This window comes from Trueperaceae bacterium, from assembly GCA_036381035.1.
Classification (GTDB): Bacteria; Deinococcota; Deinococci; order Deinococcales; family Trueperaceae; genus DASRWD01.
This window is the reverse complement of record DASVDQ010000071.1, coordinates 17058-39703: the sequence shown is the minus strand read 5'-3', so window position 1 is coordinate 39703 and position 22646 is coordinate 17058. Positions and strand designations below refer to the sequence as shown.

The window sequence follows — 22646 nt, the reverse complement described above, 5'->3', positions numbered from 1 at the left end:
GGCAACGCCGGGGCGACAGGGAGGAGAACGCTCAGCGCGCCGGCTGGACCTTGGCGGCCGACGGCTCCGGGCTGCCGGCCGGCTCGTCGGGCGGCAGGCGCCAGGCGCCGAGCCCCGCCGTCGCGGCGAAGAGCGCCGCCGTGACGACGAAGATCGCGCGGTAGTCCGGCGCGCCCGGCGCGCTGCCGATCGAGATCACGGCGCCCGCGAGGAGCGGGGCGAAGGCCCGCGAGGCCGCGCCGACCGAGTTGTCGAGGCCGTACACCGAGCCGGACATGGCGGGGTCGGTGAGGCGGGCGAGCATCGCGCTCACCGCCGGGAGCACGCCGCCGACGGCGAACCCGACCACGACGTTGAGCAGCACGAGCTGCCACACGCCCGTCACCAGCGACATGGGCGCGTAGAAGACCGCCGTCGCCAGCGCCGACGCGACGAGGACGCGCTTGTGCCCGACCTTGTCGCCGAGCCGGCCCAGCGTCACGCCGCTGATCGTGCCGGCGAAGGAGGCCGCGCCGATCGCGATGCCGGTGTAGAGGCTGCTCAGCTCGTCGCGCATGGTCAGCGTGGCGATGAACAGCGGCAGGTAGGGCATGATCATCGTGCGGCCGAGCCAGGCCGTGAAGCGCAGCAGGTAGGCGAACCTCACGCCGGGGGCTCTCAGCACGGTGCCCCACTGGCCGAACATGTCGCGCACCAGGTGGTCCTTGCGCTCGGGCGGCGTGAACCTCTCGCGCACCCCGAAGATCACCAGCAGCCCGCCTATCGTCAGCACCACGCCGGTGACGACGAAAGACATGCGTATGCCGACCAGGAACTCCAGGAGACCGCCGAGGATCGGGCCGACCGAGATGCCCGCCCACTGGCCGGTCTGCATGAGCCCCATCGCGTAGCCGAGCCGCTCGCGGGGCACCGAGGCCGCCACCAGGGAGGCCGAGGCCGACACGACGCCGGTGACGATGCCCTGGAAGAGCCTGATGAGCACGAGCTCCTCGGCGCTGCGCGCGAAGCCCATCAGCACGACGAAAGCGGCGCCGCCGATGAGCGACCTGATCACCATCGGCTTGCGCCCGTAGCGGTCGGCGAGGGCGCCCCAGACGGGCGAGGCGATCGCCATCGCCACGGCCTGCACGCTGTAGACCATCGCGACCCAGAAGACGGTCGAGCCGCCCGTCGACGAGCCGAGCTCCTCCACGTAGGCCGGGAGGAAGGGGAAGACGGTGGAGAACCCGAGGGAGGCGAGGAGCTGGGCGAGGAACATCACCGCCACGGTGCGCTGCCAGCTCGAAGCCATCCGGGGAACCCCTCCTCGCCGCGGCGGCGTGGGGATGGCGCCCCGAGGGGCGGGGCCGCGCGCGGCGGAGGCCATGTTACCCCCGGACCGCGGCGGGACCGGTGCTCCTCCGGGCGTTACCTTGTGGTGGTGGCGCTCCCGGCCTTCGACGTCCTCGCCCGTTGCCCGCTGCTGGCGGGGCTGGCCGACGACGACCTGCGGGCGCTCGCCGCCCGCGCCACGCTGCGCGACTACGCCGCCGGGGAGACGCTCTTCCTCGAGGGCGACCCGTCCCTCGGCCTGCTGGTCATCGCCGAGGGCGAGGTCAAGGTCTTCCTCATATCACCGGTCAGCGGCCGGGAGCTCCTGCTCCATCACGAGCGCCAGTTCTCGACCGTGGCGGAGCTCGTCGCGCTCGACGGCGGACCCTACCCCGCCAGCGCGCAGGCGGTGACCGACACCGCCCTCTACGTCGTGGAGCACGAGCGCTTCGTGGGCGTGCTGCGCGAGCGACCGCAGGTGGCGCTGCACCTCATGCGCTCTCTCGGCCGCCACCTGCGGCGCCTGGTGGGCCTGGTGAACCAGATCTCGTTCCAGGAGGTCCAGCACCGCCTGGCCGGCCACCTGCTGCGCATGGCCGCGGGCGGCGTGCCGTTCGAGCTGATGACGAACGCCGAGATCGGCGCGCGCATCGGGACGGTGCCCGAGCTCGTCAGCCGGAACCTCTCGCGGCTCCACGCCGCCGGTGCCATCCGCATGTCGGGCCGCACCGTGGTGGCGGTCGACGAGGAGGCCCTGGCCGAGATGGCGCGGTCGGCCGGCCGCTAGCCGGCGGGGACCGCGGCGCACGCGTCGCGCGCTCCGCCCCGCCGCCCGGTCCCTCTCCCGCCCTCGCGGGCGGCCGCGCCCTCGGCGCCGCGGTGTCCGGCGCGCTAGGGGTCAGAAGAAGCCGAGCTGCCGCTTGCCCTCCTCGGTCATCGACATGGGTGTCCACGGCGGGTCCCAGACGAGCTCCACGTCGACCTGCTCCACGCCGGGCACCGCCGCGACGCACGCCCGCACCTGCTCCTCGATGGTGGCGTGCAGCGGGCAGCCGGGGGTCGTCAGAGTCATGCGCACGCTCACGGCGGCGCCGACGACGGACACCTCGTAGACGAGCCCGAGGTTCACGACGTCGACGCCGAGCTCCGGGTCGATCACGGCGGTCAGCGCGCCCAGCACCTCGGCGGCGGGCGCGGACGCGTCCCGTTCGGAGAGCACCATCTGTGTGGTCACTTGGTGGTCACCACCTCCAACCGCCTGCCGGCGCGGTTCCCCAGCGTCCGACTCACCACGGTCGCGGCCTGCCAGAGCTGGGCGCAGGCGCCCACGAGGAGGGACGCGGCGGCGAGGGAGGCGAGCGCCGTGGACGACCAGGCCACCGAGGCGGTCGCCGCCAGCGCGCCGACGCCGAGGCCCACGGTGATCACGGGCTCGAGCCGCGTCCGCGTGAGGTCGCGCAGCAGCGGCGCGGGTCCGGGCCGGCCCTGGCGCGCGCCGAAGGCCGTCGTCCAGGTCAGGAACGAGAGGATCTTGATCAGCATGCCGCTCACGGCCAGGCCGACGAAACCTAGGAGGGCGGCGACCACGGCGGCCTCGCGCTCCCCGGCCGCCAGCAGCAGCCCCGCGACGGGCAGGAAGGCGTGGGAGAGCACGTAGCGCTGCACGGGCGCCTCGAGGTGCCGGCGGAGGCGCCGCCGCAGCAGCGCCCCCACTTCCACCACCTGGAGGGCGCCGGACGCGCACAGGCCGAGCGTGGCGACCGCCTCGGCGGCGCGCCCGGCGGCGGCGGGCAGGCCGAGCAGCGGAGCGGCCGCGGCGACGAGCGTGGCCGCGACGCAGGCGTGCACGAGCCACGTCACGGCCGTGACGCGCCACGTGCTCCCGCCCTTGGACAGCGCGAACATCGACAGGAGCTTGTGCCCGGCGGCGGTGATCCCCAGCAGGAACGCGCCGACGATGCCCGTCGTCTGGTGCAGCGCGGGCGAGTAGCCGGCGGCGGCCGCCAGGCCCGCGGAGCCGCGCGCGCCGGCCAGCAGCGTCCCGAAGGCCACCGTCAGCGCGAGGTAGCAGACGGCCGCGACGAGCCCGCGGCTCGGGGCGTCGCGCGGCGGGCTGTTGCGCGCCGTCCTGAGCGTCTGGGCCGCCACCAGCGCCAGCGAGCCGGTGACGGCCAGGCCGCCGACGGCGAGCGGCGCCGGCCTGAAGCCGGCCGCGAAGCCGACCACGAGCGCGGTCCCACCGACCCCGAGGAGCGGCACCGCGACGAAGCCGAGCCGCTTCCACGCCAGGTCGGTGACGAGCAGCACGGCGGGGAGCTGCTGCAGGGTGCCCACGTAGACCAGGGCCACGTAGAGCAGCGTGAACAGGTGGGTGAGGGCCACGGCGCTCGGGGACCCCAGGTAGGAGGTCAGCGCGGTGGGGTCGGCGAGCAGCCAGGCGGCGCCCACTGCCAGCGCCAGCGTGCCCCCCAGCAGCGCCGACACGGGGAGGTAGGGGTGGGCGCCGCCCGCGGCGCCCGGCGGAGGCATCAAGGTGCGCCCTTGACGATCCGCACCTTGGCGCTGCCGTCAGGCAGCTCCTCGACCTCGTAGGTCGCGCCCTGGTCCAGGAGCTGGGGCAGGAGGTAGACGGGGACGCGGTCGTTGTGGATCGTCAGCACGTCGCCGGCCTCCAGCTCCTCGAGCAGGGCCAGCGTCCGGATCATCGGCTCCGGCGGCTGCAGTCCCCGGTTGTCGAGGTAAGCCTCTCGCACGCCGTGAAGCTAACCGCGCGCCCGCGCACCTCGCCTTGACCTGCGTCATGGGCGGCGTCCCGCGGCCGGTGCCACCATCCTCGTCGTGGAGACGAAGAGCCCGAGCCACGACGAGCTGCGGCGCATGCGCGTGTCCGACCTGCTGGCGGCCCACCCCGGCTGCCTCGACGTCCTGGTGAGGTACGGCTTCACGCCGCTGCGCCAGCCGGCGCTCCGGCGCGTCCTCGCGCGCACCGTCGACCTCGGCCAGGCCGTGCTGATCCGCGGCCTCACCGCCGAGGACGAGGCGTCCCTGCTGGTCGAGCTGGAGGGCCTGCTCGCGGGCAGGTCCACCGAGCCGGCGCCGACGAGCGAGCCGGCCCGGCGGACGAGCGAGGTGGCCTAGTGCCGCTCATCAAGGCCATGGAGCAGAGGCGCTTCTCGGAGCACGGGCCGGTGCCGCGGCCGGTGAGCATGGGCCGCGGGCTGGCCGTGATGCTCCTGTGCCTGCAGTCCGGCCAGACGATCGTCGCCCCGGAGGGCGACGGGGCCGAGACCGTGTTCACGGTGCTCGACGGCGAGGGCCAGGTCCGCGAGGGCACTGCCACGCACGACGTGGGCCCCGGCGACGTGGTGCACGTGCTGCCGGGTGAGGACAAGGCGCTCGTGGCGGGCGCCGGGCGCTTCACGGTCGTCGGCGTGCGGCGCCTCGAGCGCCGGGCGCCGAGCCAGTCCGGCTCGGAGCGAGCGTGAACCGCCTCAGGCGCCCCAGCCACGTGTACGTGGACCTCGAGCGCTGCATCGGCTGCGAGGTCTGCGAGGACGTGTCCCCCGGGACCCTGGCGGCCGCCGCGCGTGGTCCCGTGCCGGCCGACGAGAACAGCCTCGACGCGATGGCCGCCTGCCCCACGGGCGCCATCCGCTGGTGGGAAGGAGAGACACCCGGTGAAGCAGCTTGACGTACGCGAGGTCCCGCCGCGCCAGCGGCACCCCCTCATCTTCCAGACGTTCGACGCCCTCGCGCCGGGCGAGGCGTTCGAGCTGATCAACGACCACGACCCCAAGCCCCTCTACTACCAGCTCCAGGCCGAGCGGGGCGGGCAGCTCGCCTGGCAGTACCTGGAGCAGGGCCCCGAGCGCTGGCGCGTGAAGGTGGGCAAGGCCGCCTGAGCCGCTGGCAGGTCGCTTTCCTGCGCTGCGCCCTCGCGTGGCTCGTGCTCGCCGGTCTGGCGGGCGCCACGATGGCCGTCTGGCCTCACCTCGCGGGGGCGCTGGCGCCCACCCACGGTCACCTGGGGACCGTGGGCTTCCTGCTGTCGATGGTCATGGGGGTCGCCTACTGGATGCTGCCGCGGCCCGGCGGCATCAGGCAAGCCGGCTACGAGGCCGTCACCTTCCTCTTCCTGCAGGGCGGGATGGTCGCGCGCGTCGTGGGCGAGCCGTGGTGGCGCCTCACGGGCGGCGCGCTGCCGCACGCCCTGTTCGCGGCCAGCGGCGGACTGACCTTCGTGGCCGTCGTGACGTTCGCGCTGGCGATGAGCCGCCGCGTCGTCACGGTCGAGGCGCTCAGGGCGGCGGCGCGCCCGCGCGGCACGCGCCAGCGGCCGCCGGAGCACCTGGCGGCGGGGGAGTCCCCGCGGTCGGGCGAGGCGGGCTGAGGCGCCGTCGGAGCGCGCGGCGACGAGGCCAGCGGCGCCGCGTCCGCGAGCGCCGGTACGCCCCTACTGCGGCTGGTCGACGACCTTCGTGCCGGCGAGCTTGTCGCCGATCCTGCGGCCCTCGGCGTCGGTCAGGGTCAGCACGACCTCGGCGAGCTGCAGGACGATGCCCACGATGATCAGCAGGAACGTCAGGCCCAGCGTGACGATCCCCCCGAACACGCCGAGGGAGCCGGCGAGCGAGGCCAGCGCGATGGTCCAGTTGCGCGAGGCCGAGGTGGAGAGGTCCACCTTCCCGCCGTCGAGGCGCACCAGGCGCAGGTTCATGAGGTGCTTGCCCAGCGACCGGCCCTTCATGAAGTCGAAGTCGAAGCCGTCGCGCAGGAGCAGGTAGAGCGCGCCCAGGAGCGGCCCGATGAAGGTGGGGATGATCCAGCCCAGCGCCCAAGCGACTGCCAGGTCGATGATGTAGGCGAGGACCCGCTTGCCGGTGTCGGCCTTGGCGGCGGTGCCCGACGTGGCCACGCTCGCGGGCGCGGGAGGCGGCGTGTAGCTGGCGGGCGGCACCGGCTCGGTCGGCTGCGGCTCGGTCGGCTGCTGCTCGGTCGGCTGCGGCTCGGTCGGCACCGGCTCCTGGCTCATGGGGTCGAGCGGATCGCGGTCGGACATGGCCCACTCCTTCGCGGCGGTATGGCGGCGCTGTCCCCCTACTCTATGCGGGATCGCGACACATGTCGTGCGGAAGGCCATATCGCGTTCCCGGCGGTAAGCTCGGTCCATGTCGGCGCCCTCCGGCCTGCTGCTCGTGCCCACGGAGGCGCGCGTGGGCCTGACGTCGGTGAGCCTCGGCCTGCTGCGGGCGCTGGAGCGGCGCGGCCTGCGCGTCGGGTTCGTCAAGCCGATCAGGCAGCCCGGCGACGACGGCGGGCCCGAGCGGTCGACGGCGTTCGCGAGGGGCACCACGGCGCTGGACCCGCCCGAGCCCCTGCCGTTCGCGCGCGCCGAGGCGCTGCTCGCCGCCGGCCGGCGGCACGAGCTGATGCAGGAGGCCGTCGCGCTCTACGAGCGCGCGGCGGAGGGCAAGGACGTCGTGGTCGTCGAGGGCCTCACGGCCACGGCCACCCACCCGGAGCTCGACGCCATCAACGCCCAGCTCGCGCAGGCCATGGACGCGCAGGTCGTGCTCGTGGCCGCGCTGGGCGAGTCGCCCGCGGCGCTCTCCGACCGCCTGCGCGTGGCCGCGGAGCCGTTCGGCGGCGTCGCGGCGGCGCGCGTGATCGGCGTCGTCGTCAACAAGCTCGGCGCCGACTCCCGGGCCGTGGCGGGGGCGGCGCGGCCGACCACGCCCGCCGCTCCCGCGATCACGCCGGCCGAGCTCGTCGCCGGCACCCCGGTGCTGGCCTCCGGCGAGCTGCGCCTGCTGGGCGCCGTGCCCTTCGACCCGCGGCTCTCCTCCCCGCGCACGCGGGACATGGCGCGGCACCTCGGCGCCACCGTGATCGTGGAGGGCGAGATCGACACGCGCCGCGTCGCCGACGTCTCTCTCGTCGCGAGGACGGTGGGCAACATGACGCACCGCTTGAGGCCCGACGCCCTGCTGATCACCCCCGGCGACCGCGACGACGTGATCCTGGCGGCGGCGATGGCGGCCCTGAACGGCGTGCCCCTCGCCGGCCTGGTGCTCACCGGCGGCATCGCGCCGGACGAGAACGTGATGCGACTGTGCTCGCGAGCGTTCGCCACCGGCCTGCCGCTGTTGGCCGTGGACACCGACTCCTACGTCACGGCCGCCAGGGCGGCGGCCTTCGACCCCGAGGTGCCGCTCGACGACGCCGAGCGGCTCGGTTGGGTGATGGACGCCGTCGCCGAGCACCTCGACCTCGACTGGCTCGTCGAGCGCGTCGCCCAGGGCCGCGAGCCGCGCCTCTCGCCGCCGGCCTTCCTGCACCGCCTGGTGGAGCGGGCGAGGAAGGCGAACAAGCTCATCGTCCTGCCCGAGGGGACGGAGCCGCGCACGCTGAGGGCCGCGGCGCACTGCGCCGAGCGCGGCATCGCCCGCTGCCGGCTCCTCGGCGACCCGGACGACGTGGCGCGGGCGGCGGAGGCCGTGGGCGTCTCCCTCGGCCCCGGCATCGAGGTCGTGGCGCCCACGGACGAGCTGCGCGAGCGCTACGTGGCGCCGATGGTCGAGCTGCGCAAGCACAAGGGCCTCACCGCGGACGGGGCGCGCAACCAGCTCAAGGACGACGTCGTGCTGGGCACGATGATGCTGGCGACGGGCGAGGTCGACGGCCTGGTGGCGGGCGCCGTGCACACGACCGCGCACACGGTCAGGCCGGCCCTGCAGCTCATCAAGACCAAGGAGGGCGCGCTGCTCGTCTCGTCGGTGTTCTTCATGTGCCTGCCGGACGAGGTCCTCGTCTTCGGCGACTGCGCCGTGAACCCCGACCCGAACCCGGAGGAGCTCGCCGACATCGCCGTCCAGTCGGCGGACTCCGCGCTGGCGTTCGGCATCCCGGCCCGCGTGGCGCTGATCAGCTACTCGACGGGCGCCTCCGGCGAGGGCGTGGACGTGGAGAAGGTGAGGAAGGCCACCGAGATCGCGCGGCTGCGGCGCCCCGAGCTGCTCATCGAGGGCCCGCTGCAGTACGACGCCGCCACGGTGCCGGAGGTCGCGCGGCAGAAGGCCCCGGACAGCGCGATCGCCGGGCGCGCCACGGTCCTAGTGTTCCCCGACCTCAACACCGGGAACGCCACGTACAAGGCCGTGCAGCGCTCGGCCGGCGTCATCTCGATCGGGCCCATGCTGCAGGGGCTGAGGAGGCCGGTCAACGACCTCTCGCGCGGCGCCTCGGTCGAGGACATCGTGTACACGATCGCTCTGACGGCCATCCAGGCCGACAGCTGAGGAAGCGGCGCGAGGCCTACCACGGGCTGCCAGGGCAGGCGGGCCCGGGACCTATACTTACGGCTCGTGGAAGCGAGCCCACGGGCCCTCGAGCGCCTCTCCTTCGACCGCGTGCTGGCCGCGCTGGCCGCGCGGGCGAGCACGCGCCTGGGCGCGGAGCTGGCCGGCACGCTCGGCCCTCACGTCGGGCCCGCGGCCGCGGACGACCTGCACCGGCGCACCGCGGAGGTGTTGGAGGGCGGCGAGCTGTCGCTGGGCGGCATCGAGGACATCAGGCCGCTGCTGAGGCGCGTGCGCGAGGGCGGGATGCTCTCGGGCGAGGAGATCCTCAGCGCCGCCTACACCCTCGACGCCGTCGCCACGCTGCGCCGCAGCGTCGCCGCCTCGAACCGGCCGGCCCTGACCGAGCTGGCCGCGCGGATCGGCGGCTTCGACGGCCTGCTGCGGCTGGTGCGCGAGCAGCTCGACGTAGACGGCAACGTCCGCGACGACGCCACCCCCAAGCTGCGGGAGATCAGGCAGCGCCTCGCGCCCCTGCGCGGGCGCATCAAGGAGCGCCTCGCCAGGCTGCTCGAGGTCCACGCCGCCGACGTGCAGGAGCCGATCATCACGCTGCGGCGCGAGCGCTACGTGATCCCCGTGAAGGCGTCGGCGCAGTCGCGCGTGCCGGGCCTGGCCCTCGACAGGTCCGACTCCGGCGCCACCGTGTTCGTCGAGCCGGCGTCGGTGGTGGAGCTGAACAACGAGCTGGCCCTCCTCGAGATGGAGGAGCGGGACGAGGTCAGGCGCATCCTGCTCGCCCTCTCCCGTCGCCTAGCCGACGAGCCCCTCGTCGACGAGAGCCTCGCGGTCGTCGCCGAGCTCGACGTCGTGAACGCCGCGGCGCGCCTGGCCAAGGACTGGCGCCTGGTGGCGCCCGCGTTCGACGCTGCCGGTCGCGTGCGCCTGCCGGGGGCGCGGCACCCGCTCGTCGCGGACTGCGTCCCCAACGACGTCGAGCTCGACGCGGACAGGCGGCTGCTCGTCGTCACCGGCCCCAACGCCGGCGGGAAGACCGTGCTGCTGAAGACCGTCGGCCTGGCAGCGGTCATGGCCCACAGCGGCCTCTACGTCGCCGCGGCGCCGGGCGGTCAGGCGCTGCTGCCGCGGCTCGCGGCCCTGCTCGCCGACATCGGCGACCAGCAGAGCATCGAGGCGTCGCTGTCGACCTACGCCGGCCACCTCCTGAACCTCAGGGAGATCGTCGAGCGCGCCGGACCCGACACCCTGGTGCTCATCGACGAGCTCGGCTCCGGCACCGACCCGGACGAGGGCGCCGCGCTGTCGCAGGCGATCCTCGAGCGCGTGCTCCGGGGCGGGGCCCGCGGCGTCGTGACCACGCACCTCGCGCCGTTGAAGGTCTTCGCCGGCGAGGCCGAGGGCGCCGTGAACGCCGCCATGAGCTTCGACCTCGACGAGCTGCGCCCCACCTACAGGCTCACCGTGGGCCAGCCGGGCCGCAGCTACGCGCTCGCCATAGCCGAGCGCATCGGGCTCGACGAGGAGCTGCTGGAGCGGGCGTCCCAGCTCCTCGGCGCCGAGGCCGGCCGCCTCGAGGGACTGCTGGCCGCGCTGGAGGAGCAGCGGGCCGCGCTCACTGCCGAGCGCGACGAGGCGCGGCGGCGCACCGACGCGGCTGTGGCGGAGGCCGCGCTGCTGCGCGAGCAGATCGAGACGCTGCGCGCCCGCGAGGAGGAGCTGATCGCCGCCGCCGCGGCCAGGGCCGAGGAGCTGCTAGGCGAGACGCTGCAGCAGGCCGCGCGCCTCAAGCGCGCCGCGACGTCGCAGCCCGAGCAGCGCTCGCGCGCCCTCCAGGAGCTGCAGGAGCTGCGCCGCGCCGCCAAGCGGGCCGCGCGGCGCGGCGGCGGGGAGGAGCGCCGGGCGGACGACGCGACGACGCGGGACCCGTTCCGCCGCGGCGCGACGGTGGAGGTGCCGGCCTACGGGGCGCGCGGCCGGGTCGTGGAGGACCGCGGCGACGCGCTGCTCGTCCAGCTCGGCCTGGTGAAGGTCGAGGTCGCCAAGCGCGACGCCAGGCCCGTCGCGGAGGAGAACGCGGGCGCGGGCCGGCCGACCGGGCCAGCGGGGGTCGGCACCGCGTCGTTCGACGAGGAGCTCGACGTGCGCGGCGCCAGGGTCGAGGAGGCGCTGGAGGCCGTGCGCGGCTTCATCGCCGAGGCGCAGGCCCTCAAGGTGGGCAGCGTGCGCATCCTGCACGGCAAGGGCACCGGCGCCCTACGCGACGCGATCAGGCAGGAGCTGAGGGGGACCAGGGCCGTGAAGGGCTTCGCCGACGCCGTGCCGTACGAGGGCGGCCACGGCGTCACGGTCGTCGAGCTGCGGGCCTGAGCGTAGCCGGCACGGGCGCGGGCGGGCGCCACTGATAACCTCTGGGCGATGCAGGACGTCGAGAAGCAGTACGTCATCGACGCGCTGGCCGAGGACTCCTGGCGGATGTTCCGCATCATGGGCGAGTTCGTCCAGGGCTTCGAGGAGCTCGCCGGCGTGAACAAGGCCGTGACGGTCTTCGGCTCGGCGCGCGTGCGCGAGGGCTCGCCGCACTACGAGTCGGCCAGGCGGCTGGCCTGCGAGCTGGCCAAGGCCGGCTACACGGTGCTCACCGGCGGGGGCCCCGGCATCATGGAGGCCGCGAACCGCGGCGCCCTCGAGGGCGGTGGGCAGAGCGTCGGCCTCAACATCGACCTGCCGCACGAGCAGGCGCCGAACCCGTACCAGACGTCCACGGTGCGGTTCAAGTACTTCTTCGTGCGCAAGGTCATGCTGGTCAAGTACTCGACGGCCTTCGTCGCCTACCCCGGCGGCTTCGGCACGCTCGACGAGGTGCTGGAGGCGCTCACCCTCATCCAGACGAAGAAGATCAAGCCGTTCCCCGTCTACTTCGTGGGCGTCGAGTACTGGCGCGGCCTCGTCCAGTGGTTCCAGGGCACGCTGCTCAGGCAGGGCACGATCTCGGAGAACGACCTGCACCTCTTCAAGGTCTGCGACGACGTGGGCCGTATCCCGCAGGAGATCGAGGAGTACTACCGCAACGCCAACCACGCCGGCTTCAACCTGCCCTGGTGAGGTCGGGCCCGCAGCGAGACTCGCCGATCCCTTCACGCTCGGTGCGGGCGGGCCAGCCGCCCTGCCGGGGCCCGGCCCCCGAGTCCCCTACCGGCTCCGCGCGGGACCCTGGCCCCCGCTACCCCTACGCGCTCCGCACGGGGCCGCTCGGCCCGGGGCCGAGGTGGCCCGCTAGCTCCTCAGTCGTGGTACGGCGGCAGCGCCGACTCGCCGAAGACCTGCGCGGCCAGCGACCACACCTCCTCGGGCTCCAGCCCGGCGCCAAGGTACGTCTCGTCGCCGCGCCACACCTCCACGTGCGGGTGCGGGCCGTCCCTCGTGCCCTGGGCCGCCTCGAGCGTCCCCGAGTTGCCCGTCGTGGCGATGATGTCGCCCTGCCGCACGTGCGCGCCCACGACCACGGCCTCGGCGATCGAGGAGAGGTGGGCGTAGCGCGTGACGAAACCGCCCGCGTGGCGTATCCACACCTGGCGGCCGCGCAGCTCGTCGAGCAGCTCCGGCGGGGTGTCGAGCGCGGCGGTGGCGTCGGCGATGATCTGCTCGTACTCCTCTAGCGTGTGCTCCACGTAGTCGTGGTCGGCGCGGATCACGACGCCGTCGGCGGCGGCCCGGATCGGCGTGCCGTACTCGATGGGCACGCTGACGGTTCCGGAGTAGAAGTCGAAGCCCTCGTGCACGCCGTTGCGGTACTCCCGCGGCGCGCCGGGCAGGTGGTGGCGGCGCGAGGAGATCGTGGCGCCCTCGACGGGCACCACGTAGCCGCTGGGCCAGCCGCGCACGAACGCCACGTCCTGCAGCTCCACGAGCCTGACGTAGGCGCCCGACGTGCGCACGGCCGGGTTGGCGGCGGCGTGGTCGGCGGCCGAGCGCCCCTCGGCGTCGCGCACCGTGGGGTCGGCGCCGGCGTTGAGCAGGTAGACGACCTGGGCGGGCGTCCCCTGTGAGGCGGCGAGCATGAGGGCGGTGAGGCCGTTCGCCGCCTGCTGGTTCACGTCGGCGCCCGCCGCCAGCAGCTCCTCGGCCACCTGTGTCGGGGCGTTCGACGCGATGGCGACCATCAGCGGCGTGAGGCCGGCCTCGTTGCGGGCGTGGACGTCGGCCCCGCCGGCGATCGCCTCCGCGACCTGCGCCGGGTCGCCCGTCTCGACGACGGGGAAGATCTCGGGGACGGGCGGCGGCGCCGGCTCGCGGGGGCCGAAGGGCGGCAGGCCGAAGGCGTAGAGGGCGCCCAGGGCGAGGACGGCGACGAGCAGTGCCGCAACCAGGACACGCATGCCGCGATGGTAACAATCCCGCCGCCGCGAGTATCGTTGACGGATGCCTCGCAGCGTCACCGGAGAGCTCAGGAGCCTGCTCGTCGTCGCCGCGCCGCTGGTGCTGGCGCAGGTGGCGCAGAACGGCATGAGCTTCGTGGACACGGTGATGGTCGGCCGGCTCGGGGCGGGCCCGCTGGCCGGGCTCGCCCTCGGCGCGGTGGCCTTCAACTTCGTCTACCTGCTGACGATGGCGCTCGTCATGGCCGTCAGCCCCGTCGTGGCGCAGGCCGTCGGCGCCGGGCGGCACGCCGACGGCGCCAGGACGCTCCGCCACGGCCTGGTGCTGGCCCTGGCGCTGTCGCTGCCTGTGGCCCTGCTCGTAGCGAACCTGTCGCCCCTGCTGAGCCTGCTCAGGCAGGAGGCCGGCGTCGTGGCGGCGGCGGACGAGTACCTCGGGGCCGTGGCGTTCGGCTTGCCCGGCGCGCTGGCCTTCGTGGCGCTGCGCGGGTTCCTCGAGGGGAACGGCCAGACGCGGCCGATCATGTTCGTGGCCGGCGCCGGCGTGCTCGTCAACGCGGGCCTCAACGAGCTCCTGATCTTCGGGCGCCTCGGCCTGCCCGCCCTCGGCCTCGTCGGGGCCGGCGTCGCGACCGCGGTCACCTACAGCCTCATGGCCGTGGGCGCTGCCCTCGTCGTGAGCTGCGGCTACGGGTCGCTGCGGGTGTTCCGCGGCTGGCGCCTGGAGGGGCGCGTGCTGCGCGAGCTCCTGGCGCTCGGCTGGCCGATGAGCCTCTCGCTCGGCTTCGAGGCCGGACTGTTCTCGGCCACGGCGCTGGTTATGGGCGTGTTCGGGGAGGGGCCGCTCGCCGGCCACCAGGTCGCGATGCAGACGGCCTCGCTGTCGTTCATGGTGCCGCTGGGGGTGGGCATCGCCACGAGCGTCAGGGTGGGCCAGGCGGCCGGCAGGGGAGACCGCGACGGCGTGCGGCGCGCCGGGTGGACGGGCGTGGCCGTCGCCGCCTCGTTCATGTGCCTCACCGCCGCCCTCTACATCCTCGCGCCGCGGCTCGTCACGGCGGTCTACCTCGACGTGAACGACCCCGCGAACGCCGTCGTCGTGGGCTGGGCGGCCACGTTCCTCAGCCTGGCCGGAGCGTTCCAGCTCTTCGACGGCGTGCAGGTCGCCGCCGTCGGGGCGCTCAGGGGCCTCAAGGACACGCGCGCGCCGATGCTCATCACGCTCCTCTCTTACTGGATCGTCGGCTTCCCGCTGGGACTTATCTGCGCCTTCTGGCTGGACCTGGGCCCGCGCGGGATGTGGTACGGCCTGATCGCCTCCCTCGTGCTCGCGGCCGTGCTGCTGTCGCTGCGTTTCCGCGCCCTCACCGGGCGTCGCTCCCTGGCTCCCGCCGCGCAGGGCGCCTGAGTTATGCTCTCTTAGGAGGAGCCGTGGAGACCTTCCTGCCCATCATCCGCAACGCCGTCATCATCCTCGCCTCGCTGGCGGCCCTCGCCGCCGCCGGCGTGGCCATCGGCACCTGGTTCGCCCGCCACACGCACGAGCCGCACTGACGCGGGGCGGCGCGCTCTGCCGCCTCGCCGCCTCGTACCTGGAGGCCGGCGAGCTCGGCGTAGGGCGGGCGACGGCCTTCCTGAGGCTGGCCTTCGCCGGCGCCTTCATGGCGCAGACCGCCGCGGCGCTGGTCGTGGGCGTCGTCGTGGCCGCGCTGGCGCCGGGCCCGCCGCGGCCGAGCGGCCTGCTGGCCTGGACCCTCGTCGCGCTGGCGGTCCTCCTGCTGCCTCTCGGGCTGGCCTCCCTGGCGCGCCTGGCGTACGTGGACAGCCGCCAGGCAGCGCTCTCGCGCGCGATCTTCGCCGGCGTCACCCTGTCGACGTCGTCGTGGTTCGCCGCGCTGGCCCTCGCCACCGGTCAGCGTGGCGCCCCCGTGCTCGTGCTGCTGGCGGTCCTGCTGCTCGCCTACGCCGCGGGCTTCGTCGGGTCCGGCAGGCTGGGCCGGGCCGCGGCGGCGGCCCCGCCGCGACGCGAGGCGCCGGGGTCCGCGTAGCGGGCGCCCCTCGGTAGAAGCGCTCTCAGGCCTCGCAGCGGGCGCCCCTCGGCCGCAGCGCTCTCAGGCCTCGTAGCGGGCGTCGCGCAGCAGGTGCACCATGTCGAGGGCCTGGGCGGTGCCCAGCACCACGCAGTCGGCGGCGTTGGGGGCCACGCCGACGGGGATCGAGGTCACGGCGCCCAGGTAGGCGTCGAGGTTGCGCAGGAGCGCGCCGCCGCCGGTCATCACGATGCCGCGCTCGATGACGTCCGCCACGAGCTCGGGCGGCGCCTGCTCGACGACCTTGCGCAGCCCGGCGGCCAGCTTCTCCAGCGAGGGGCTCAACGCCGTCACGACGTCCTGCGTCGACACCGTGACGGTCTTGGGCATGCCGTCGATGAGGTCGCGGCCGCGCACCTCGACGCTCCTGTCGTCCTCGGGCGAGACGACCTTCGCCGCCCCCACGGTGCGCTTGATCTCCTCGGCGGTGCGGTCGCCGATCAGCAGGTTGTGCTTGGCCTTGACGTAGGCCATGATGTCGCGGTCGAACGTGTTGCCGGCGATGCGCAGGCTCTCGGAGACGACGATCCCGCCCATGCTGAGGATGGCGATGTCGGTGGTGCCGCCGCCGATGTCGATGACCATCGAGCCGACGGGCTCGGCGATCTTGATGCCAGCGCCGATGGCCCCGGCCACGGGCTCCTCGATGAGGAACGCCTTGCGCGCGCCGATCTCGTGCATCGCCTGCACGACGGCGCGGCGCTCGACCTCGGTGATGCCGGATGGTATGCAGACCATGATGTTCGGCCGCAGGAAGCGCGCCGGCCCGGTCAGCACCTTGCCGATGAACGCCTTGAGCATCTTCTCGGTCAGCGTGTAGTCGGCGATGACGCCGTCGGCCATCGGCCTGACGGCGGTGATGTTCCCGGGGGTGCGCCCCAGCATCCGGTACGCCTCCTGACCGACGGCCTTGACGTCGGTGGTCCCCTTCACGACGGCGATCACGGCCGGCTCCCTCAGCAGGACACCCTTGCCCTTCACGTGGATCCTTACGTTGGTCGTGCCGAGGTCGACGCCGATCATGGCCTCCAAGCTACCAGGAACGGGCCTTACCCGATCCGTCCCGGCGGGGCCGTATAGCATGGGGCATGTCACCAGACGTCGCGGCGGCCGGCGTCCCGGCGGTCATGCGCGCCGCCGTCGTCGACCAGGCCGGCGGCGTGGGCGTGGGGCAGGCGCCCACGCCGACCCTGCGCCCCGGCGAGGTCCTGCTGAAGGTCATGGCGACGGCGCTGAACCGCGCCGACCTGTCGCAGGCGGCCGGCAACTACCCCCCGCCGCCCGGCGAGTCTGAGGTGCTCGGGCTCGAGGCCGCCGGCGTGCTCGTCGCCGGCGACGAGGAGGTGATGGCGAGCGCGGGGGTGCGTCTGGGCGGCGCCTACACGGCCCTCCTGCCCGGCGGGGGCTACGCCGAGTACGTCGCGGTGCCCGCGGCGATGCTGATCCCGGTCCCGGAGGGCTGGACGTGGGCGGAGGCCGCCTCCCTGCCGGAGGCCGCCTTCACCGCCTACCTGAACCTGTTCATGGAGGCGCGCCTGCAGGAGGGGGAGCGCCTGCTCGTGCACGGCGGCGCCAGCGGGGTGGGGTCGTACGCGATCATGCTGGCCAAGCGCGCCGGCTGCACCGTGTACGCCACCGCCGGCGGCGCCGAGAAGTGCGAGGCGTGCCGGCGCTTCGGCGCCGACCTGGCCGTCGACAGGCACGCCCGGCCCTTCGAGGAGGCCGTCATGGAGCACACGGGCGGCCAGGGCGTGGACGTGATCCTCGACATCGTCGGCGAGGCCTACCTCAGGGCCAACCTCGACGTCCTGGCGACGGGCGGACGCCTCGTGTTCATCGCCACGCTCGGCGGTCGGCGGGCGCAGCTCGACATCCGCGAGCTGATGACGCGGCGGCTGAAGCTGATCGGCTCGACGCTGAGGCACAGGCCGCTCGCCGAGAAGCTCAAGGTGAGGCAGGAGTTCCTCGCGCGCTTCGGGGACGACCTGGCCGCGGGCCTGCTGAGGCCGCACGTGGACAGGGTCTACCGGCTCGAGGAGGTCGCCGAGGCCCACGCCTACATGCGCGAGAACCGCAACGTCGGCAAGGTGGCGCTGCTCGTCGATGAGCGGGCGGACTGAGCCGGGCCGGCCGCTGCGCGCGGCCCCGTTCACCATGCTCGCCTCCGTCTACGACGCCGTCATGGCCGAGGTCGAGTACGACCTGTGGGCCGAGTTCGTGCTGCGCCTCGCCGCCGAGCGCGGCTACCGGTCGGGCCCCGCCCTCGACATCGGCTGCGGCACCGGCAACTCGACGGCGCCGTTCGCGGCGCGCGGCGTGCCGGTCGAGGGGCTCGACGCCAGCCGCGAGATGCTCGCCGTAGCCGCGGCGAAGCTGCCGGGCACGCCGTTCCACCTCGGCGACTTCGCGTCGTTCTCGCTGCCGCGCCGCTTCGCGCTGGCCTACTCGGTGTTCGATTCGCTCAACAACCTGCTCACCGACGCCGCGTTCACCGCGGCCTGCCGCAACGTCGCCCGCCACCTCCTGCCCGGCGGCGTGTTCGTCTTCGACGCCAACACCGAGCTGGCGCTGCGCGAGCTGTGGGCGGGCGGCAAGGTCGAGGGCTGGGCCGACGACGTCTACTACAGCTGGCGTCACTCCTACGAGCCCGAGACGGGGCTGGCCTACGTGGAGGCGTTCTGCAGCACCCCGGAGGGCAGCTTCGTCGAGCGGCACGTCGAGCGCGGCTACTCGCCGGCGGAGCTGCGGCGGCTCGTCGCGGCGGCCGGGTTCGTTGACGTGGACGTCGTCGAGTACCCCGGCGGCGAGCCGGCGCGCGAGGACGCCGACCGCGTGTGGGTGGCGGCGCGGTGGCCGTGAGCGACGCGGGGCCGTCGTCGCGGAGCGGCGGCGCGCCGGGGGTCGCGGCGGTCCGGGTCACGAACGCCGCCGCGCCGGACGCCCCAGCCGTCGTCGCCGAGGGCCTCACGCGCCGCTTCGGGGCCACGACCGCCGTGGACGGCCTCGACCTGAAGGTCGCCCGCGGCGAGCTGTTCGCGCTCCTGGGCCACAACGGCGCCGGCAAGACCACGACGCTCCGCATGCTCGCCGGCGTACTCACGCCCAGCGCGGGCATGGCGCGCGTGCTCGGCCTCTCGCCCACGACGCGGGGGCCGGAGGTGAGGGCCAGGCTCGGCGTCCTGCCGGAGCACCACGCCCTGGAGGAGCGCCTCTCCGCGCGCCAGAACCTCAGGTACTGCGCCGCGCTCTACGGCTACCCGGAGGAGCGCGTCGCCGCCAGGGTCGACGAGATGCTCGACCGGTTCGGCCTGCTGTCGGCGGCCGACCAGCGCGTGGGCGGCTTCAGCAAGGGCATGAAGCAGAGGCTCGCGCTGGCGCGCGCGCTGCTGCACGAGCCCGAGCTGCTGTTCCTCGACGAGCCGACCTCGGGCCTCGACCCAGTCGTCTCCCGCCAGGTCACCGAGACGATGCGTGAGCTCAGCGCCGGCGCGGGGCGCACCGTCCTGATCTGCACCCACGACCTGGCGCTGGCGCAGCGCGTGTGCGACAGGGTCGCCGTCCTGCAGCGGGGCCGGCTCGTCGCCCTGGGCACGCCCCGCGAGCTCGCCGCCAGACTGCCGCAGGGACGCCTCCACCTCGGCGTCGGCGACGGTGAGGGGGCCGCCGCCGCGGAGGCCGTGAGGGCGGCGTTCCCCGAGGCCGTCGTCGAGGCGGCCGCGGGGTCGAGCTCCGAGCTCGTCGTCACGCGCCTGCCGCCGGGGGCGACGCCGCGGCTCGTGGCGACGCTGGTCGGGGCGGGCCTGGCCGTGCACAGGGTCGAGCCGGAACAGGCCACGCTCGAGGACGTCTACTTCGCGATCCACGGGGAGGCTCCGGCGGGGGACCGGCCGCCGGCGGAGGCGCGGCGAGGGGAGGGCGCGTGAGCGGGGCGGCCGCGAGCGGCCGGCGCTGGCGGTCCGTGCGCGCCGTCGTGCGCAAGGACCTCACCGTCGCCCTCGCCAGCAAGGCCGTCACGGTGCCGTTCGTCGTCGTGCCGGTGCTGTTCATGCTCGTCTTGCCGCTGGGCGTGGCGCTGCTGGCGCCGGTGGTGGCCGACGAGGCCGGGGCGGTGGCCGAGCTGCTCGAGACGTTCTCGCCGACGCTCCTGGCCAGCCTGGAGGGGCTGAACGACGCCCAGCGGGTCGTCGTGGTCGGCATCGTCTACATGCTGGCGCCCCTGTACCTCGTCGTGCCGCTGATGGTGGCGAGCGTCCTGGCCGCGGACTCGTTCGCCGGCGAGAAGGAGCGGAAGACCCTCGAGGTCCTCGTCTACAGCCCCCTCTCCGACGCCGACCTCGTGCTCGCCAAGATGCTGTCGGCCTGGCTGCCGGCCGTCGGCATCGGCCTGGGCGCGTTCGTCGTCTACGCGGTGACGGCGAACGCCGCCGCCTGGCCCGTGATGGGCCGGCTGTTCGTCCCGACGGCGATGTGGCTCGTCCTGCTCGCGTGGGTGATGCCCGCCGCCGCGGCCCTCGGCCTCGGCGCCTCCGTGATCGTCTCGGCGCGGGTCAGCACGTTCCAGGAGGCCTACCAGCTCGGCGGCATCGTCGTCCTGCCCGTCGTGGCCCTGGTCGCGGCCCAGGCCCTCGGCGTCATCTACCTCAGCGTCTGGCTGGTCGCGGCGCTGGGGCTGGTGCTGTGGCTGGCCGCGGCCTCGCTGCTGTGGGTCGGCGCCCGGTCGCTGCGCCGCACGGAGCTGATCGCCAGGCTGTGAGCGCGCTCAGTCGTCGATGCCGGCCAGCTCCCTGACGACCCGGGCGACGTTCGAGACGTCCTCGTCGCCGTAGCCGCGGCCGACGAGCCCGGCCTCGAGCTGCTCGACGTAGGCCGCGACCGGCATGCTCACGCCGCGCTCCCTGGCCTCGTCCAGCGCGATCTCCAGGTCCTTGCGGTGCAGCCGCGTGCGGAACCCCAGCGGGTACTCGCCGCGCAGCATGTTCTGCGCCCTGTTCGCCAGCACCCAGGACGAGGCCGCGCCGCCGGAGAGGGCCCGCAGCAGCGCCTCCCGGTCCACGCCGGCCTTCATGGCCAGGGCCATGCCCTCGGCCACGGAGGCGTAGGTGCCGGCGATGATCACCTGGTTCACGGCCTTCGCCACCTGGCCGGCGCCGCTGGCGCCGACGTGCGTGATCGTCTTGCCCAGGACCTCGAGGAGCGGGCGCACGCGCTCCAGCGCCTCGGCCGGACCGCCGACCATGATCGACAGCGTGCCCCTCTCGGCGCCCTCGCTGCCTCCGGAGACGGGCGCGTCGAGCATGCTCACGCCGCGGTCCTCCAGCTCGGCGGCGAGGCGCCGCGTGGCGGCGGGGCTGACGGTGCTCATGTCCACGAGCACGCTGCCTGGCTCGAGCCCGAGGGCGGCCCCGTCCGGTCCCAGCACCACGGCCTCGAGGTCGGGAGTGTCGGAGACCATCGTGAAGACGACCTCGCGCGCGGCGGCGCACTCGCGCGGCGTCGCGGCCCGCCGGGCGCCGAGCGCTGCCAGCGGCTCCTCCCGCTCGCGGGTGCGGTTGTGCACGACGACGTCGTGGCCCGCCTCGACGAGCCGGCGCGCCATCGGCGCCCCCATGGTGCCGAGTCCTATGAAGCCTACCCTCATGCTCCCTCCGCTTCCGCGGGCGCCCCGCCTCGTGCTCGTCCGCGCCGGGCCGTGGGGCCGGTGGCGGAACGACGTCCTCAGGCGGCCGGCGCCTCGCTCCAGATCTCCTCCAGCTGGGCCAGCAGGCGCTGCGCCACCGAGCGGTTGCGTCCGGCGATCGCCGCGGCGCGCGGCGAGGGCTCGGGCTCCTCGTCCACGAAGGTCGCCGGCAGCTCCACGCCCAGGCGCCCCTCCCACTCCTCGCGCCACGCCGGCGGCACCTCCGCGGGCAGCGAGCGCCCGGCGAGCGCGGACCAGGCCAGCGCCCAGGCGCGCGGCACCGTGCGGTAGGCGTCGTACCCGCCGCCTCCCGTGAGCACCAGCCGCCCACCCGTGAGCTCCTCGGCCAGCTCCACGACGCGCTCGTAGGCGCCGCGCATGCCGCGCAGGGTCAGCGAGAGGTCGGCGAGCGGGTCGCGGTGGTGCATGTCGGCGCCGGCCTGCAGGACGATCAGGTCGGGCGCGAAGCGGCGCAGCGCGCGGGGCACGACGGCCTCGAAGCACTCGAGGAAGCTGTCGTCGTCGGTGAAGGGCTCGAGCGGCACGTTCACGGCGGTGCCGCGCCCGCGCCCGTTGCCCGTCTCGTAGGTGAAGCCGGTGCCGGGGAAGAGGTAGCGGCCCGACTCGTGGAGGCTCACGGTCAGCACGCGCGGCTCGTCGTAGAAGAGCCACTGCACGCCGTCGCCGTGGTGGGCGTCGACGTCGACGTAGGCGACGCGCAGCCCGTGCCTGTCGACGGCCCGCCTGATCGCCACCGCCAGGTCGTTGTAGACGCAGAAGCCCGAGGCCCGGTCCCTCAGGGCGTGGTGCAGCCCGCCCGAGAGGTTCGCGGCGCGCCGCGCCGCGCCCGCGGCGACGAGGTCGACGGCCGTGACCGTCGCGGCCACCACGCCCCGCACGAGCTGGTGCATGCGCGGGAAGACGGGGTTGTCCGCGGTGGCCAGGCCGTGGCGCTGCAGCTCGGGGTCGGGCGGCCGCGAGGACGGCGCGGAGGCCGCCCTCACCAGCCCGACGTAGCGCTCGTCGTGCACGGTCAGGAGGTCGTCGTCCGAGACGGGGCGCGGCGGCACGACCTCGTCCTCTTCGAGGGCCCCGGCGGCCCGCAGGAGCGTACGGGCCAGCTCGTAGCGCAGGGGCTTGAACGGGTGCTCCGGCGCGAGCTGGAAGGAGGCGAGCTCGGGGTCGAAGACGAACCTCACGGGGCCGGCGCTCACGGCTCAGGTCCGCTTGTCCGGCGGCCAGGCGACGTTCACGCCGGCGCCCTTGAGGTGCCTGGCGAGGCCCCTGGCGTCGGCGGTGGCCACGCGCAGCACGAACGAGACGGTCTCGTCGTCGCCGCGCGTGGTCATGACGCTGACGACGTTCACGCGCCTGTCGGCGATCAGGCCGAGGAGCTCGGCCAGCGCGCCGGGACGGTTCGGGACCTCGACCTCGAGCCGGGACGCCGCCTGGTGGACGCCGGACATCCTCACCAGCGCGTCGAGCAGGTCGGTGGCCGTGACGATCCCGACGAGGCGCCCGTCCTCCATGACGGGCATGGCGCCGATCTTCCTCAGGCGCATCGTCTTCGCCGTCTCCTCGATGGGGTCGCCCGGGTGGGCGGTGACGACGCTCCTCACCATCAGCCGGCTCACCGGGTCCGTGGACCTCACGCCGGCGGGGGCGCGGGGGTGGTCGGCGCCGACGAGGCGGACGTCGCGGTCGGAGACGATGCCGACCAGGGCGTCGGGCCGACCCGGCGCGGCGCGTCCCTCGAGTATCGGGAAGTGCCTGACGTTGCGCTGCTCCATGAGGGCCTGCACGTCGCGGATGGGCGTGTCGGGCCCTATCGCGACGACCTGCCTGGTCATGACGTCGGAAACGAGCATGGGCC

General features: G+C 74.4%; 26 protein-coding genes. 16 read left to right on the top strand and 10 right to left on the bottom strand.

What is annotated here, in order from left to right; all coding sequences use genetic code 11:
* Nucleotides 1-31: 31 nt before the first annotated feature.
* Nucleotides 32-1291 (bottom strand): MFS transporter, encoded by a 1260-nt coding sequence (locus tag VF202_08540; protein HEX7040144.1) that lies wholly within the window; start codon nucleotides 1289-1291, stop codon nucleotides 32-34.
* A gap of 129 nt (nucleotides 1292-1420) precedes the next feature.
* On the opposite strand from VF202_08540, the gene VF202_08535 reads away from it, so the two are divergent.
* Entirely contained in the window at nucleotides 1421-2098 is a 678-nt protein-coding gene (locus VF202_08535; GenBank protein ID HEX7040143.1) for a Crp/Fnr family transcriptional regulator, read from the top strand.
* 111 nt (nucleotides 2099-2209) lie between these two features.
* On the opposite strand, the gene VF202_08530 is transcribed toward VF202_08535, so the two are convergent.
* The 3 genes from VF202_08530 to VF202_08520 are packed head-to-tail and all read right to left on the bottom strand — an operon-like array spanning nucleotide 2210 to nucleotide 4064.
* Complete coding sequence (locus tag VF202_08530) at nucleotides 2210-2545, bottom strand: metal-sulfur cluster assembly factor (protein ID HEX7040142.1); 336 nt, start codon at nucleotides 2543-2545, stop codon at nucleotides 2210-2212.
* The gene (locus VF202_08525) at nucleotides 2542-3840 is read right to left on the bottom strand and encodes a hypothetical protein (GenBank protein HEX7040141.1); all 1299 of its coding nucleotides are present in this window, start codon (nucleotides 3838-3840) and stop codon (nucleotides 2542-2544) included. Before VF202_08525 ends, VF202_08530 begins: the two co-directional genes overlap by 4 nt.
* Complete coding sequence (locus tag VF202_08520) at nucleotides 3840-4064, bottom strand: DUF2249 domain-containing protein (protein HEX7040140.1); 225 nt, start codon at nucleotides 4062-4064, stop codon at nucleotides 3840-3842. The genes VF202_08525 and VF202_08520 overlap by 1 nt, the downstream gene beginning before the upstream one ends.
* 85 nt (nucleotides 4065-4149) lie before the next feature.
* On the opposite strand from VF202_08520, the gene VF202_08515 reads away from it, so the two are divergent.
* From VF202_08515 to VF202_08495, 5 genes are read left to right on the top strand one after another with little or no spacing between them, the layout of a single operon-like run.
* A complete protein-coding gene (locus VF202_08515; GenBank protein ID HEX7040139.1) occupies nucleotides 4150-4449 on the top strand; it encodes a DUF1858 domain-containing protein in 300 nt (99 codons plus the stop codon).
* Nucleotides 4449-4796, top strand: coding sequence for a hypothetical protein (locus VF202_08510; protein HEX7040138.1), 348 nt, complete (start codon nucleotides 4449-4451; stop codon nucleotides 4794-4796). Before VF202_08515 ends, VF202_08510 begins: the two co-directional genes overlap by 1 nt.
* On the top strand, nucleotides 4793-5002 hold the full coding sequence (locus VF202_08505) for a ferredoxin (protein HEX7040137.1): 210 nt from the start codon (nucleotides 4793-4795) through the stop codon (nucleotides 5000-5002). Before VF202_08510 ends, VF202_08505 begins: the two co-directional genes overlap by 4 nt.
* Nucleotides 4989-5213 (top strand): DUF2249 domain-containing protein, encoded by a 225-nt coding sequence (locus VF202_08500; GenBank protein HEX7040136.1) that lies wholly within the window; start codon nucleotides 4989-4991, stop codon nucleotides 5211-5213. The genes VF202_08505 and VF202_08500 overlap by 14 nt, the downstream gene beginning before the upstream one ends.
* A gap of 44 nt (nucleotides 5214-5257) precedes the next feature.
* A complete protein-coding gene (locus VF202_08495) occupies nucleotides 5258-5701 on the top strand; it encodes a hypothetical protein (protein HEX7040135.1) in 444 nt (147 codons plus the stop codon).
* Between the two features lie 63 nt (nucleotides 5702-5764).
* Here VF202_08495 and VF202_08490 read toward each other — a convergent pair whose 3' ends face one another.
* A complete protein-coding gene (locus VF202_08490; GenBank protein ID HEX7040134.1) occupies nucleotides 5765-6370 on the bottom strand; it encodes an RDD family protein in 606 nt (201 codons plus the stop codon).
* A 109-nt stretch (nucleotides 6371-6479) separates the two neighbouring features.
* Here VF202_08490 and pta point away from each other — a divergent pair, with 109 nt between their 5' ends.
* The 3 genes from pta to VF202_08475 all read left to right on the top strand — a co-directional run bounded on the left by pta (nucleotide 6480) and on the right by VF202_08475 (nucleotide 11732).
* Entirely contained in the window at nucleotides 6480-8609 is a 2130-nt protein-coding gene (gene pta / locus VF202_08485) for a phosphate acetyltransferase (GenBank protein HEX7040133.1), read from the top strand.
* 66 nt (nucleotides 8610-8675) lie between these two features.
* The gene (locus VF202_08480) at nucleotides 8676-10997 is read left to right on the top strand and encodes a Smr/MutS family protein (GenBank protein HEX7040132.1); all 2322 of its coding nucleotides are present in this window, start codon (nucleotides 8676-8678) and stop codon (nucleotides 10995-10997) included.
* Between the two features lie 48 nt (nucleotides 10998-11045).
* The gene (locus VF202_08475) at nucleotides 11046-11732 is read left to right on the top strand and encodes a TIGR00730 family Rossman fold protein (protein ID HEX7040131.1); all 687 of its coding nucleotides are present in this window, start codon (nucleotides 11046-11048) and stop codon (nucleotides 11730-11732) included.
* A gap of 179 nt (nucleotides 11733-11911) precedes the next feature.
* On the opposite strand, the gene VF202_08470 is transcribed toward VF202_08475, so the two are convergent.
* A complete protein-coding gene (locus VF202_08470) occupies nucleotides 11912-13006 on the bottom strand; it encodes an ankyrin repeat domain-containing protein (GenBank protein ID HEX7040130.1) in 1095 nt (364 codons plus the stop codon).
* Between the two features lie 43 nt (nucleotides 13007-13049).
* Between VF202_08470 and VF202_08465 the strand changes: the two genes are divergently transcribed.
* The 3 genes from VF202_08465 to VF202_08455 all read left to right on the top strand — a co-directional run bounded on the left by VF202_08465 (nucleotide 13050) and on the right by VF202_08455 (nucleotide 15054).
* Nucleotides 13050-14414 carry an MATE family efflux transporter gene (locus VF202_08465; protein ID HEX7040129.1) on the top strand — a complete coding sequence of 455 codons (1365 nt, stop codon included), beginning with the start codon at nucleotides 13050-13052 and terminating at the stop codon, nucleotides 14412-14414.
* Nucleotides 14415-14437: 23 nt separating this feature from the next.
* Nucleotides 14438-14560 carry a hypothetical protein gene (locus tag VF202_08460; GenBank protein HEX7040128.1) on the top strand — a complete coding sequence of 41 codons (123 nt, stop codon included), beginning with the start codon at nucleotides 14438-14440 and terminating at the stop codon, nucleotides 14558-14560.
* A gap of 107 nt (nucleotides 14561-14667) precedes the next feature.
* The gene (locus VF202_08455) at nucleotides 14668-15054 is read left to right on the top strand and encodes a hypothetical protein (protein HEX7040127.1); all 387 of its coding nucleotides are present in this window, start codon (nucleotides 14668-14670) and stop codon (nucleotides 15052-15054) included.
* Between the two features lie 63 nt (nucleotides 15055-15117).
* Here the strand turns inward: VF202_08455 and VF202_08450 are convergent, their stop codons facing one another.
* A complete protein-coding gene (locus tag VF202_08450) occupies nucleotides 15118-16119 on the bottom strand; it encodes a rod shape-determining protein (protein ID HEX7040126.1) in 1002 nt (333 codons plus the stop codon).
* Between the two features lie 65 nt (nucleotides 16120-16184).
* On the opposite strand from VF202_08450, the gene VF202_08445 reads away from it, so the two are divergent.
* The 4 genes from VF202_08445 to VF202_08430 are packed head-to-tail and all read left to right on the top strand — an operon-like array spanning nucleotide 16185 to nucleotide 19849.
* Nucleotides 16185-17216 (top strand): NAD(P)H-quinone oxidoreductase, encoded by a 1032-nt coding sequence (locus VF202_08445; protein HEX7040125.1) that lies wholly within the window; start codon nucleotides 16185-16187, stop codon nucleotides 17214-17216.
* A complete protein-coding gene (locus VF202_08440) occupies nucleotides 17200-17955 on the top strand; it encodes a methyltransferase domain-containing protein (protein HEX7040124.1) in 756 nt (251 codons plus the stop codon). The genes VF202_08445 and VF202_08440 overlap by 17 nt, the downstream gene beginning before the upstream one ends.
* Nucleotides 17952-19019 (top strand): ABC transporter ATP-binding protein, encoded by a 1068-nt coding sequence (locus VF202_08435; GenBank protein HEX7040123.1) that lies wholly within the window; start codon nucleotides 17952-17954, stop codon nucleotides 19017-19019. Before VF202_08440 ends, VF202_08435 begins: the two co-directional genes overlap by 4 nt.
* A complete protein-coding gene (locus tag VF202_08430) occupies nucleotides 19016-19849 on the top strand; it encodes an ABC transporter permease subunit (protein ID HEX7040122.1) in 834 nt (277 codons plus the stop codon). The genes VF202_08435 and VF202_08430 overlap by 4 nt, the downstream gene beginning before the upstream one ends.
* 6 nt (nucleotides 19850-19855) lie before the next feature.
* Here the strand turns inward: VF202_08430 and VF202_08425 are convergent, their stop codons facing one another.
* The 3 genes from VF202_08425 to VF202_08415 form a co-directional block, all read right to left on the bottom strand.
* The gene (locus VF202_08425; GenBank protein HEX7040121.1) at nucleotides 19856-20734 is read right to left on the bottom strand and encodes an NAD(P)-dependent oxidoreductase; all 879 of its coding nucleotides are present in this window, start codon (nucleotides 20732-20734) and stop codon (nucleotides 19856-19858) included.
* 77 nt (nucleotides 20735-20811) lie between these two features.
* Nucleotides 20812-21972: an acetoin utilization protein AcuC gene (locus VF202_08420; GenBank protein ID HEX7040120.1), complete on the bottom strand. Its 1161-nt coding sequence runs from the start codon at nucleotides 21970-21972 to the stop codon at nucleotides 20812-20814.
* An 18-nt stretch (nucleotides 21973-21990) separates the two neighbouring features.
* On the bottom strand, nucleotides 21991-22641 hold the full coding sequence (locus tag VF202_08415; protein HEX7040119.1) for a CBS and ACT domain-containing protein: 651 nt from the start codon (nucleotides 22639-22641) through the stop codon (nucleotides 21991-21993).
* Between the last annotated feature and the right edge of the window lie 5 nt (nucleotides 22642-22646).